Origin of the sequence: Mycobacterium sp. E796, from assembly GCF_001672815.1 — a bacterium.
GTDB lineage: Bacteria > Actinomycetota > Actinomycetes > Mycobacteriales > Mycobacteriaceae > Mycobacterium.
In genome coordinates, this window is sequence record NZ_LZKK01000002.1 from 1 (window position 1) to 504 (window position 504).

General features: G+C 70.8%; 1 protein-coding gene. It reads left to right on the forward strand.

What is annotated here, in order from left to right; genetic code table 11:
• Window positions 1-504 (forward strand): VWA domain-containing protein (locus A5706_RS00075; RefSeq protein ID WP_156766861.1); only part of this gene is annotated, 504 nt, incomplete at both ends.

The following is a 504-nucleotide window of genomic DNA, read 5'->3' on the forward strand; positions in this document are numbered from 1 at the left end:
GTCGTGGTGCAGGCCCGGCGCCGGCAGCGGCTGCGCCGCTTCACCGAGGCCGAGGTGCCCCAGTCGCGGTGGCGACACGTGCCGACGATCCTGCTCGCCGCGTCGCTGGTGCTGTTGACCACCGCCATGGCCGGGCCGACGTCGGACATCCGGATCCCGCTCAACCGCGCGGTCGTGGTGCTGGTCATCGACATGTCGAACTCGATGCGCGCGACCGACGTCGAACCCAACCGGCTCAAGGCGGCCGCGCAGGAGGCCGGCAAGAAATTCGCCGATGAGCTGACGCCGGCCATCAACCTGGGCCTGGTGGAATTCGCTGCCAACGCCTCGTTGCTTGTGTCGCCGACGACAAACCGGGCCGCGGTGAAGGCGGCGATCGACGGGTTGAAGCCGGCGCCGAAAACCGCGACGGGGGAGGGCATCTTCACGGCGCTGCAGGCGATCGCCACGGTCGGCTCGGTGATGGGCGGCGGCGAAGGGCCGCCACCGGCGCGCATCGTGCTG